General features: G+C 55.2%; 12 protein-coding genes. 1 reads left to right on the top strand and 11 read right to left on the bottom strand.

Annotation, left to right across the window (positions count from 1 at the left end; all coding sequences use genetic code 11):
• Positions 1–70: 70 nt before the first annotated feature.
• From flgL to flgB, 11 genes are all read right to left on the bottom strand, one after another.
• Positions 71–1039 (bottom strand): flagellar hook-associated protein FlgL, encoded by a 969-nt coding sequence (gene flgL / locus ACIP6T_RS03540; RefSeq protein ID WP_097094256.1) that lies wholly within the window; start codon positions 1037–1039, stop codon positions 71–73.
• 18 nt (positions 1040–1057) lie between these two features.
• A complete protein-coding gene (gene flgK / locus ACIP6T_RS03535; RefSeq protein WP_097094257.1) occupies positions 1058–2701 on the bottom strand; it encodes a flagellar hook-associated protein FlgK in 1644 nt (547 codons plus the stop codon).
• A gap of 119 nt (positions 2702–2820) precedes the next feature.
• On the bottom strand, positions 2821–3762 hold the full coding sequence (flgJ, locus tag ACIP6T_RS03530; protein WP_400455386.1) for a flagellar assembly peptidoglycan hydrolase FlgJ: 942 nt from the start codon (positions 3760–3762) through the stop codon (positions 2821–2823).
• Positions 3762–4868, bottom strand: a complete 1107-nt coding sequence (locus ACIP6T_RS03525; RefSeq protein ID WP_097094259.1) for a flagellar basal body P-ring protein FlgI — start codon at positions 4866–4868, stop codon at positions 3762–3764. Before ACIP6T_RS03525 ends, flgJ begins: the two co-directional genes overlap by 1 nt.
• Before the next feature lie 12 nt (positions 4869–4880).
• A complete protein-coding gene (locus ACIP6T_RS03520; protein ID WP_097094260.1) occupies positions 4881–5591 on the bottom strand; it encodes a flagellar basal body L-ring protein FlgH in 711 nt (236 codons plus the stop codon).
• 62 nt (positions 5592–5653) lie between these two features.
• Positions 5654–6436, bottom strand: coding sequence for a flagellar basal-body rod protein FlgG (gene flgG, locus ACIP6T_RS03515; RefSeq protein ID WP_097094261.1), 783 nt, complete (start codon positions 6434–6436; stop codon positions 5654–5656).
• 17 nt (positions 6437–6453) lie between these two features.
• On the bottom strand, positions 6454–7212 hold the full coding sequence (locus ACIP6T_RS03510; RefSeq protein WP_097094262.1) for a flagellar basal body rod protein FlgF: 759 nt from the start codon (positions 7210–7212) through the stop codon (positions 6454–6456).
• Positions 7213–7232: 20 nt separating this feature from the next.
• Positions 7233–8522, bottom strand: coding sequence for a flagellar hook protein FlgE (flgE, locus tag ACIP6T_RS03505; RefSeq protein ID WP_097094263.1), 1290 nt, complete (start codon positions 8520–8522; stop codon positions 7233–7235).
• A gap of 25 nt (positions 8523–8547) precedes the next feature.
• Positions 8548–9219 (bottom strand): flagellar hook assembly protein FlgD, encoded by a 672-nt coding sequence (flgD, locus tag ACIP6T_RS03500; protein ID WP_097094264.1) that lies wholly within the window; start codon positions 9217–9219, stop codon positions 8548–8550.
• 12 nt (positions 9220–9231) lie between these two features.
• Complete coding sequence (gene flgC, locus ACIP6T_RS03495) at positions 9232–9636, bottom strand: flagellar basal body rod protein FlgC (protein WP_097094265.1); 405 nt, start codon at positions 9634–9636, stop codon at positions 9232–9234.
• A gap of 2 nt (positions 9637–9638) precedes the next feature.
• On the bottom strand, positions 9639–10052 hold the full coding sequence (flgB, locus tag ACIP6T_RS03490; RefSeq protein ID WP_097094266.1) for a flagellar basal body rod protein FlgB: 414 nt from the start codon (positions 10050–10052) through the stop codon (positions 9639–9641).
• A 153-nt stretch (positions 10053–10205) separates the two neighbouring features.
• Between flgB and flgA the strand changes: the two genes are divergently transcribed.
• Complete coding sequence (gene flgA, locus ACIP6T_RS03485) at positions 10206–10865, top strand: flagellar basal body P-ring formation chaperone FlgA (RefSeq protein WP_097094267.1); 660 nt, start codon at positions 10206–10208, stop codon at positions 10863–10865.
• Positions 10866–10941: the final 76 nt, after the last annotated feature.

Here is a 10941-nt window from a genome sequence, read left to right as displayed (position 1 = left end):
CCCACAGCCTCAAAGGCGGTGGGAGAAACTAAGCGCACCCGGTTAAAGTACGCTCAAAGATTCAGGTCAATCAGGAATTCAGTTGGAATAGCGACATCTTCGACATATCGGTAAACGTCTTATACGACGCCTGCAGAGCCGTTTGTTGCATGGTATAGCTGGAGATGGCCTGAGTGTAATCCACCTGCACCAGATCGGTCATTTGCGAAGCCATGATGGTGTCGCGATCGTCGCCCTGCGCATCCAGCGTATCCAGTTCAGCTAACTGTGAACCCACGGCAGAACGGACCGCCAGCACGTTATTCAGTGAGTTGCTCAGACCACGGTTGGACTTATCCATCGCGTCCTGGAAAACCTGTTTAGTCGCATCATCGGCATCATCCTGCGGCGTCTTTAACGCGGCAATCGCGCTATCGAGCATATTAAACAGGTTTTTTTCGCTGGCGCTGCCGTCCGGCTCCGCCTTTGAGTTGCTGGTGAGCGACATAAATACGGAAGATCCCGTGCTGCTGACGGCCATGGTACGTCCATCATCAACTTTTTGCGTGATGGGATCGGCGCCACCTACATAGGTCACGCCCGCCGGGGCGCCGGCATCACTAAAAGGTGCGACATCCGTTTGATAGCCCGCAAAGATGTAGCGACCATTACCGTCACGGCTGTTCGCCTGGTTCAATAGCTGGGAGCGAATACCTTCCAGTTTGGTGGCGATCGACGCGCGGTCGTCGTCACTCAGGGTGCCGGTAGAACCATAAACGATCATGGTTTGCGCATCCTGAATGCTGCTGGTAACGCTAGAAAGTGCATTCTCTTCCATCGACAAGCTTTGATCGGCAAAGCTGCGCGCCGTCGCATATTGACTACTTTTCGCCTGTGACTGCGACAGCACCACCGCACGCGAGGCCGCGATAGGATCGTCAGAAGGATTGTTAACGCGCAATCCGGTTGAGAGCTGCTGCCCCACTTTTAGCCAGGAGGATTGCGAATCGGTAATACCGCGCACCTGCTGGTCGAAAATCATATTGGTACTAAGACGCATGGTTTTTATCCTCTATGCTTAGCCGCGGATGTCCATCAGCGCATTAAAAATGGTACTCGCCGTTTGCAGCACTTGCGCATTTGCCATGTAGAACTGCTGATATTTCGTCAGGTTGGAGTACTCCTCATCGAGGTTAACGCCAGAAACGGATTGCTGACGATCGCTCAGCTGGGTTACTACGTTCTGCTGCGTCGTACTGGCGGTTTCCAGCGTGCTGGTTTTGTTACCCACGGTGCTGACAATACTGGCGTAGGCCTGCGCAATAGTGGCGTTGCCATTCACCAGCTTACTATCCTGAAGATCTAACAATTTCTGCGCGTTACGGTTATCACTTTCACCGCTGGTCGCGCTGGAAGCCGCGGCAATCTGCGATTCATCGGTGATCGCCACCGACATGCCAGCAATCACATTCTGCACTGGCTTAACCAGGAAGCTGTCTTTGGCATTCGGTGCTGGCGTCGTGCTCACCGTCAGTTTCAGCCCGTCAAAGTTGAGCGTGCCATCGGTCGCATCCGGCGTAACGTTAAACTTCACGTTATCTGACATGCGGGTAACCGACCAATTACTGCCGTCATAACTCACGGTATAGTTGGAGGCCTTCATCGCGCTGGTGTCTGACCACGCCGCGGTTACCGTGGCCGATGAGGTGTTTTTGCTGTTACTCGCTACTGTGGGCGAGCCGATGTTAAAGAAGTTGCCGCCAGCAGCGCCAGTGCTATCAAAACCCTGGCTATGCACGGTGTTGAAGCTGGTGGTGAACGCTGCCGCTAACTGGCCAAGCTGGTTCTGCGCCGTATCCAGATCCTGAGTACGGAATGCCAGTAAACCGCCCAGTGAACCGGTAGTTAAGGTTTTCTCTGGGATCTCCACGTTGCCAGCCTGCTTATCCACGTAGCCAACGGTGGTGCGTGAAGGATCGCTGCTGGAAGGCATAGCCACCAGACTGGTGGCGTTTTTACCATTGACCAACGTCACGCTGCCCATGGAAACGATGTAACTGCCGTCCTGCTGGGAGACGTTTACGCCAACCACATTATTCAGGCTATTCACCAACTGATCGCGCTGGTCCAGCAGATTGTTAGGTGCCGCGCCACCGCCAGTGGTCAGCTTGGCAATCTGTGTATTCAGATCGGCAATCTGGCTGGTAAAGGTGTTGATTTGATCAACATTCGAAGCGATATCGGTGTTTACGCTGGTTTGCATGTTATTGAGATATTGCGCGGTGGTCTGGAACTGGTTTACCAGGCCTTGCGCATAGCTCAGCATTGACTGACGTGCCGACGGATCGTTGGCGTTACTCACCACGTTTTGTACGTTAGTGAAGAAGCTCTGGATCGACGTCGACAAGCTGGTTGTCGACGTCGACAGCAGGTCATCAATGTTGGAAATCTGATTATATTGGGTATTAACGGCGCTGTAGTTGGCGCTGGAGCCACGCAGCTGAGCGGTGATGAACTCATCGTATTCACGCTGTACACCCGAAAGCGTGACGCCGTTGCCGTAATAGCTATTGCCCTGCAACGTGCTATTCGACTGCGACAAAATCGCCGTCTGACGCGAATAGCCCGCTACCGTATAATTGCTGATGTTGTTACTGGTGGTGCTTAATGCAGCCTGTGCGGCGCTCAGCCCACTCATCGCTGAGTTAATTATGCTGGACATCTCGGTTCCTTAATTTCCCGTTAACCGGGCTGGCAGTCATCAGTGCGATTGCGCGAACGATGAGCGCCCGCGGCATGTGATAGTTATCGGCTTGCTTAAGTGAAACTTGAGGCAAAAAATCAGAACAAATCAGTGATATCGTTGCTGTACGCCTTCATCACTTTTTCACCCATGTTTTTGAATTGTTGGATCATTCCTACCAGCTTCTGCGCATATTTCGGATCGGTGGCGTAACCGGCCGCCTGCAAGGCGCGCGCGCCCTGCTCGGCACTTGGCGCGTTCGCTACGGCGGCATAACGCGGATTGCTGGAAAGCAATTTGACGTAGTCGCTGAGTGCTTCCATATAGGAGCCGTAGACGCGGAAGCTGGCACGTACTTTTTTCGCTTCGCCACCTTCGTATTCGGTGGTCATGATATCGGTGGTGGCGCCTTTCCAGTCGCTGCTCGCCTTGATACCAAATACGTTGTAGCTCGGCTTGCCGTCGCGCGTGAGGATTTGCCGCTGGCCCCAGCCAGACTCCAGCGCGGCCTGCGCCAGAATCAAATGATGTGGAATACCACTCTGTTGGCTTGCCACCTGCGCCGGTTGGGCGAGCTGCGCGATAAAATCGCTGCTATCACTGGGTAAACTGCCCGGAGAAACCGGTAGACGCGGCACCGCTTTTCGCACCATCTGCTCCAGCTGATTGGACGGCAGGTTGCTATAAATGAAGCTGTTATCCAGTTTCATAGGCACCGTGCCGGCGGTTTCATCCGGTTCTTGCGCCGGCTGCATCTGTTTAACAATCAGATCGGCCATGCCCAAGCCGCGCTTACCGATCTCCTGCGCAATCTGCTGATCGTACATTGAGGTGAAAAGCCGCGTCTGGTCGTTACTCAGCAAACCATCCTGCGGTAGCGCTGCGCGCATGCTTTTCATCATCATCTGCACAAACATGCCTTCCACCTGTTTTGCCACCTGCATCGCCTTCCCTTTCGGGTCGGCGCTGGCTTCACGTTTCAGGTCGTTCAGAGAGCGGCTGTCGTAAGCCGCATTCATCAGCGATTGCGTATCGGTCATCAGATAATTTCCAGTTTGGCGCGCAAGCAACCCGCGCTTTCCATCGATTGCAAAATCGACATCAGCTCAATCGGTGACGCACCCAGTGCATTAAGCGCACGTACCACATTGTTCAGGTTGGCGCTGGAGTTCACGCGCTGCAGCGCGCCGCCGCTCTGGCGTAAATCAATCTGCGTGTTGTTGGTTGTCACTGTCTGCCCACCCGCCAATGGCGTATCGGGCTGACTAACGTTTTGCTGTTGATTAACCGTCACCGACAAATTACCTTGCGCCACCGCACAGGTATTCAGCGTCACTTCGCGGTTCATTACCACTGAACCGGTACGTGAGTTGATGATCACTTTGGCATCTTCCAGCGGCACGGAAACATCAAGGTTCTGAATCTCCGCCAGCAAACGCACCTGTGAACTGTTGTTCGGTGATACACGGATTTGCACGGTACGCGCGTCCAGCGGCTGAGCAGAACCAATGCCGCGTGCATTAATGGTGTCGGCAATGCGCTGCGCCATGGTGAAATCTTCACTGTTCAGCTGCAGGTTAATGGTGTTCTGGCTACCAAAGTTGCTCTGCAGCTCACGCTCTACCGTTGCACCACCGGTAATGCGGCCACCGTTAAGCTGGTTAACCTGAACGCTGCTGCCGCCGGCAGATGCACCGGCGCCACCAACCAGAATATTGCCCTGTGCCAGCGCATAAACCTGGTTATCCACCCCTTTCATCGGCGTCATGAGCAGCGTACCGCCGCGCAGACTTTTCGCATTACCGAGTGAAGAAACCACTACGTCGATGTTTTGTCCCTGACGTGCAAATGACGGCAGCTTGGCTGTCACCATCACCGCCGCCACGTTTTTCAGCTGCATGTTGGTGCCGGTTGGCACGGTAATACCCAGCTGAGAGAGCATGTTGCTGACCGTTTGCGTAGTAAACGGGGTTTGCGTGGTCTGGTCGCCGGTGCCATCCAGGCCGACGACCAGGCCGTAGCCAATGAGCTGGTTGTCGCGCACACCCTGCACGGAAGTCAGATCGCGGATGCGGTCAGCATGCGCCATAGCGCTGAAGCCGAGCAGTAAGCCCAGGCTCAGGCGGAGCAGAGTCGTCATATTCATTCTCATTACCTCTTACATCGGCGAGACGTTCAGGAAGAAGCGTTGGAACCAGCCCATCGTCTGCGCTTCATTGATATAACCATTTCCGACGTACTCAATACGTGCATCGGCCACCTGCGTTGACAACACGGCGTTGCTGGCGCTGATGGTGCGCGGGTTAACCACGCCAGAGAAGCGGATAAATTCCGTGCCCTGGTTAATTTCGATCTGTTTCTCACCCACCACGCGCAGGTTGCCGTTTGACAGCACCTGATTCACGGTGACGGTGATGGTGCCGGTAAAGGTGTTATTCGCCGTGGCGCCACCTTTACCTGCGAAGTCATTTTTGCCATTCGCATCAAGCGTGGCTTTTTCGCCGCCCGCACCCACCAAACCACTCAGGCCGGTTGGCACGCCCGTGACGCCGAAACTGTTGCTGCCATCGCGGCTGGCGTTGGCGGAGGAACTTTTGCTGGCGCTGACGTTTTCCTGCAAGGTGATCGTCAATGTGTCGCCAATGTTGCGTGGACGGCGATCTTCAAACAGAGGCTGATAGCCGTAGTTCAGCGGTGCGACGCCCTGGAAAATAGAACCGTTTACCACTGGCGGGGCGGATGGCGTCGGCTCTGCCGTTGTCGATCCTTGTACCAGCGGCGTGCGCGGAACCAGCGCACAACCGTTAAGCGTCAGTAGCAATGTGGCTACTAACCAATGACCAGGCTTGAGAATCACTTGCTTCGCCACGGAGTTATGACCTTTTTCATGTTCTTAATCGGGCCAGCAAAGCCGACCCAACGACACCAGGATTAAATCTGGGTTAACTTCGCCAGCATCTGATCGGAGGTACTGATCGCTTTGCTGTTAATTTCGTAAGCGCGCTGCGTCTGAATCATGGTCACCAACTCTTCCGCCACGTTGACGTTTGAGGTTTCGACATAACCCTGATACAGCAGACCGGCACCGTTTTGGCCCGGCGTACTCTGCGTGGCCGCACCCGATGCCTGCGTTTCCTGATAAAGGTTTTCGCCCTGGCTATTTAAGCCCGCATCATTCATGAAGGTGCTCAGCGTCAGCTGTCCCACCTGCGCCGGGTTGGTTTGGCCCTGTTGTGTCACGCTCACGACACCGTCACGCGAGATGGTGATGCTGGTGGCGTTAGCCGGGATGGTGATGCCTGGCTGCACCGGGTAACCGGCATTCGTCACCAGCTGTCCGTTTTGGTCAACCTGGAAAGAACCATCGCGGGTATACGCCGAGGTGCCGTCCGGCATCTGCACTTCAAAATAACCCTGGCCGTTGATGGCCACGTCTTTCGAGTTGCTGGTCTGCGACAGGTTACCCTGCTGATGCAGACGCTCGGTGGTGACTGGACGCACACCGGTACCGATCTGCAGGCCCGACGGCAGCGTGGTTTGCTCCGACGACTGCGTACCCGGCTGGCGCAGCGTTTGGTACATCAAATCTTCGAATACCGCGCGCGAACGTTTAAAGCCGTTGGTGCTAACGTTTGCGAGGTTGTTGGAGATGACGTCCATATTGGTTTGCTGAGCGTCAAGACCGGTTTTCGCGATCCATAAAGAACGAATCATGGTGTTTTCCTTACGCCTTAGCTGCTCATGTTGAGCAGCTGGTTGGCTTTTTGTTCGTTTTCATCAACGTTAGAGATCACTTTCATCTGCATCTCAAAACGTCGGGCGTTGGCGATCATATCGACCATGGTTTCCACTGGTTTGACGTTACTGCCTTCCAGCACGCCGGGCATGACGGTCACCGAGGCATCGTTCGCCAGTGCGGCGCCGCGCGTAGCCTGTGCTTGCTGGGTTGGACGGAACATACCGTCGTCACCGCGCTGTAACTCTTTACCTGTGGCACGAACCAGTTTCAGCTTGCCAATTTGCACCGTGGCGTTGGGCGCATCCCCCGCATTACGCGAAGTAATGGTGCCGTCGGCCGCGATGGTCAGCTCCGCCCCTTGCGGAATGGCGATTGGACCGCCATCGCCCATGACGGGATTGCCCTGAATGGTCAAAATACCGGTAGCGCTTATCTGCATGTTGCCGTTGCGGGTATAGGCTTCGGCACCGTCAGCGGTACGCACCGCCAGCCAGCCATCTTGCTGTACCGCGACATCCAGCGTACGGCCAGTGTTGTCCATGGTACCTGGCGTCATATCAGCGCCCGGCGTTGAAGCGGCAACCAGGGTACGCGTTGGCAGCGACCAACCGTTGACCGGCACCGCGCGCAACGCGTTGAGCTGAGCACGAAAGCCCGGCGTTGAAGCGTTGGCGAGGTTGCTGGCGGTCACCGATTGCTGGTCCATCGTCTGACTCGCCGCGCCCATCGCGGTATATATTGCGTGATCCATAAAGCAATCCCGTTAGCGAATTAACGTAAGTTAACCAGGGTGTTGAGAATCTGGTCCTGAGTTTTGATGGTTTGGCTGTTAGCCTGATAGTTACGCTGCGCAACGATCATGTTCACCAGTTCTTTACTCATGTCGACGTTCGATGCTTCCAGCGCACCTGAGGTCAGGTTGCCGTAGGTACCGGTACCTGCCAGACCAACGGCCGCCTGACCTGACGAGCTGGTTGCGGACCAAACGTTGTCACCTTCAGATTTCAGACCTTCCGGGTTAGAGAAGCTCGCCAGCACGATCTGCCCCAGCAGCTGGGTTTTCTGGTTGGAGTAGGTGCCGGTGATGGTGCCATCATCGTTGATGGTGTAGCTGGTCAGGTCGCCTGGCTGGTAACCATCCTGCGTTGGGTTACCGAAAGTGCTGGTGCCGGTGTTCTGCTGCAGGCTACCCAACATGCTTAGGCTGATATTCATGCCATCCGCACCGTTGGTGCCACCTACAACCAGATTGGCCAGTGATGGACTGGTTGCCGTGGTAGATGGGATCGCGGTGCCAGGGTTAAGGGGATCATCAACCATTTTGGATACGCTAGTCAGCGTACCGCTGGCATTAAATTTCATCTGGAAACCCAAACCATCATCAGGATCGGCGTTGCCAATCTGCTTGCCGGTGGTGGAATCCATGATATGCACGGTCCAGGTGTTATCCGCCGTTTTGATGTAATACATATCCAGCTGGTGATCGTTACCCTGCGTGTCATACACCGTCATGGTGGTTTTCGCGTTGTAGCTATCAACATTGGAGGCATCAAACGTAGTGACGGTCGGCACGGTGCTGGTGGAGTTAAGGTTCGCCACCTGGGTCGCCGTGGTGGTCGCGCGTGCGCCCATCTGCGTGGTGGGGATGCTCAGGGCAACCGGGTTAGCGCCGCTCTGAATGGTTGGTGGCGTACCGCTGGCTGGATAGCCGGTTACGTTCAGGCCCTGGGTATTCACCAGATTACGGTTTGCATCCAGCGTGAACTGGCCGTTACGTGAATAGAACACGCCGCCGCTGGCGTCGGTCATACGGAAGAAGCCGTTGCCGCTCAGTGCCACGTCCAGCCCACGGCTGGTCGAGGTGGTGCTGCCATCACCAAAGTTCTGGATTACCGCTGCCACTTTGGTACCGAGACCAACGTTTGAACCGGCAAACATATCGGCAAAGGCGATGGTGCTGGATTTGAATCCGGCTGTGGCGGAGTTGGCAATGTTGTTACCAATCACATCCAGGTTGCTGGAAGCAGCATTCAGGCCGCTCACCGCTTGTGAAAAAGACATTTAATCTCTCCTGCTAAAAGGTTAATCAGAGAATCTGACGAATTTCATCGAGGGTCGCGGAGCCCATGGTGCCGAGATCCAGTTTCGTGGTGTTATCGGTGGTGCTGACGCCATTGACATAGGCATAGTTCAGCGGCTGCGCCACCAGTTGGGTGCTGCCATTGCTGGCGGCGAGTGATACAGAATATTTGCCATCTGCGGCGGTCGAGCCATCATCCAGTTTGCCGTCCCACGAGAAGGTGTGAACGCCTGCACTCAGCTTGCCGAGATCGATGGTACGCACGGTGGTGCCATTGCTGTCTTTAATCGTGACGCTGGTGGCGGTGGAAGCTGTTGCCAGCTCAACGCCAAATGGCGTGGTCGTACCGCTGCCCACCAACACCTGCGAACCGTTGATCATCACGCCATGCCCAATCAGTGTGGAACTCTGCAGCGACTGGCTGGTGGTGATTTGACCGGAAATCGACCCTAACGTGGTGTTCAGTTTCTCAATTCCGCTTAGGGTGTTGATCTGCGCCAGCTGCGTTGTGAGCTGGCTGTTATCCATTGGATTGGTGGGATCCTGATTTTTCAGCTGCGCCACCAGCATATTCAGAAACTGATTCTGCAAGTCCGCCGAGGTGTTACCACTCGACGCGCTGCTGGACGTCAGTACCGTGGGGTCCAGATTGTCTTTAATCCCTACTGCTACGCTCATAATCGTTCTCCGTTACTGACCCATGGTGAGGGTTTTCATCATCATTGACTTCACCGTGTTCAGCACTTCGACGTTGGCCTGATAGCTGCGCGACGCAGACATGGTGTTAACGGTTTCGGCGACCACATCAACGTTAGGCATTTTGACGTAGCCCTTCTGATCGGCCATCGGATTGCCTGGGTCATACACCAGTTTGGCCGGGGTGGGATCGTTAACCACGCCAGCCACTTTGACGCCGCCAGTGGCTGCGCCCTGTGCGGCATCGGTCTGGAAAATCACCTGCTTTGCGATATAAGGCTGGCCATCAGGACCGGTTACGCTATCGGCGTTGGCCAGGTTACTGGCGCTGACGTTGAGGCGCTGCGATTGCGCTGTCATCGCCGAGCCGGCGATATCAAAAATATTCAGCAATGCCATGCTTATTGCCCCTGCAGAACGTTCATCATGCCTTTGATCTGGCTACTGATGAGGGTGAGATCGGTTTGGTATTTCAGGCTGTTATCAGCAAACTGCGTACGCTCGCGATCCATATCCACGGTGTTGCCATCCGCGGCGGGTTGATCGGGAATGCGGTACATCAGATCCAGCGATGGCTGAGAATTGGTTTGCGCTTCAATGTGGCGTGAGGACGTCACCTTCAGCGCCAGACTGCTGCCTTCCGCGCGACCGTTTTGCATCACCTTGCTCAGCTGGCTGGCAAAGTCGATATCCCGCGCCTGGTAACCCGGGGTATCGGCGTTGGCAATGTTTGACGCCAGGATCTCCTGACGCTGAGCACGTAGGTTTAACGCTTCTGTACCAAATCGCAGCGCGGCATCGAGTTTGTCGAGCATGCTTCCTCCGCGAATGAGAATTTCGAGCTGACAGCTTAAGTGGACAAAAGCAAGGGTGATCGTCTGAATAGCAGCAAAAATGACGGCTATTTTTGACATTGATTTTTTTGCGCGAGGCGTAGACTCAGTGCCATCTTCTCGTCAGGAGGCGTTATGCGCAGATATTCCACCTTGCTCACCACACTTTGGCTGGCACTGGCGCTACCCAGTCACGCGGCGGATCTTAATGCTCAGTTGACACAATTTTTTAAAGCCCGCGATCCGCAACATGCCGCGGGAATGAGCGTGGTGGTGCGCACGCCGCCGTCACAGTGGCCCACCTGCGATACCCCCGAATTACAGCTCCCGGGCAATAGCCGCCAGTGGGGCAACATCAGCATTGCGGCCAACTGCGATCAAAATCGTCGTTTCTTGCAGGTGCAGGTGCAGGTCACTGGACAATATTTAGTCGCTAGTCGTCAGGTGGCGCGTGGCAGCACACTCAGCCCAGATGACTTCAGATTGGAAACCGGTCGCCTCGATGAGCTGCCGGCGCGCGCGCTGATCGACAGTAGCGGCGTAACGGATGCCATTGCCTTGCGTGATATTCCGCCGGGACAGGCCGTGACGGCCTCCATGCTGCGCCAGGCATGGCGCGTGAAAGCAGGTCAAAATGTGATGGTAGTCGCCAGTGGAAATGGGTTTAATGCCAGTAGCGAAGGACGTGCGCTGAACAACGCTAGCGCAGCGCAAATGGTGCGTGTGCGTATGGGAAATGGTCAGGTTGTCAGTGGTCGCGTCGACGCGGATGGGAATATTCTGATATCGCTATAAAGCGTTAAAGAACCCTGCTGTTCTGCCGATAGAGATATCAACAAAGACATTACCCTATGCTGACTCAGTTGACTGA

Source organism: Pantoea sp. NPDC088449, from assembly GCF_044753225.1.
GTDB classification, from domain to species: domain Bacteria; phylum Pseudomonadota; class Gammaproteobacteria; order Enterobacterales; family Enterobacteriaceae; genus Pantoea; species Pantoea floridensis.
The sequence above is the reverse complement of the archived record's forward strand: the minus strand, read 5'-3'. Positions and strand labels throughout refer to the sequence as shown.

What these genes read in the sequence shown, in the direction of transcription:
- flgG (WP_097094261.1), bottom strand. Translation starts at nt 6,436, where the DNA reads ATGATTCGTTCTTTATGGATCGCGAAAACCGGTCTTGACGCTCAGCAA.
- ACIP6T_RS03510 (WP_097094262.1), bottom strand. Translation starts at nt 7,212, where the DNA reads ATGGATCACGCAATATATACCGCGATGGGCGCGGCGAGTCAGACGATG.
- flgK (WP_097094257.1), bottom strand. Translation starts at nt 2,701, where the DNA reads ATGTCCAGCATAATTAACTCAGCGATGAGTGGGCTGAGCGCCGCACAG.
- flgB (WP_097094266.1), bottom strand. Translation starts at nt 10,052, where the DNA reads ATGCTCGACAAACTCGATGCCGCGCTGCGATTTGGTACAGAAGCGTTA.
- flgD (WP_097094264.1), bottom strand. Translation starts at nt 9,219, where the DNA reads ATGAGCGTAGCAGTAGGGATTAAAGACAATCTGGACCCCACGGTACTG.
- flgE (WP_097094263.1), bottom strand. Translation starts at nt 8,522, where the DNA reads ATGTCTTTTTCACAAGCGGTGAGCGGCCTGAATGCTGCTTCCAGCAAC.
- flgA (WP_097094267.1), top strand. Translation starts at nt 10,206, where the DNA reads ATGCGCAGATATTCCACCTTGCTCACCACACTTTGGCTGGCACTGGCG.
- flgJ (WP_400455386.1), bottom strand. Translation starts at nt 3,762, where the DNA reads ATGACCGATACGCAATCGCTGATGAATGCGGCTTACGACAGCCGCTCT.
- ACIP6T_RS03525 (WP_097094259.1), bottom strand. Translation starts at nt 4,868, where the DNA reads ATGAATATGACGACTCTGCTCCGCCTGAGCCTGGGCTTACTGCTCGGC.
- flgL (WP_097094256.1), bottom strand. Translation starts at nt 1,039, where the DNA reads ATGCGTCTTAGTACCAATATGATTTTCGACCAGCAGGTGCGCGGTATT.
- flgC (WP_097094265.1), bottom strand. Translation starts at nt 9,636, where the DNA reads ATGGCATTGCTGAATATTTTTGATATCGCCGGCTCGGCGATGACAGCG.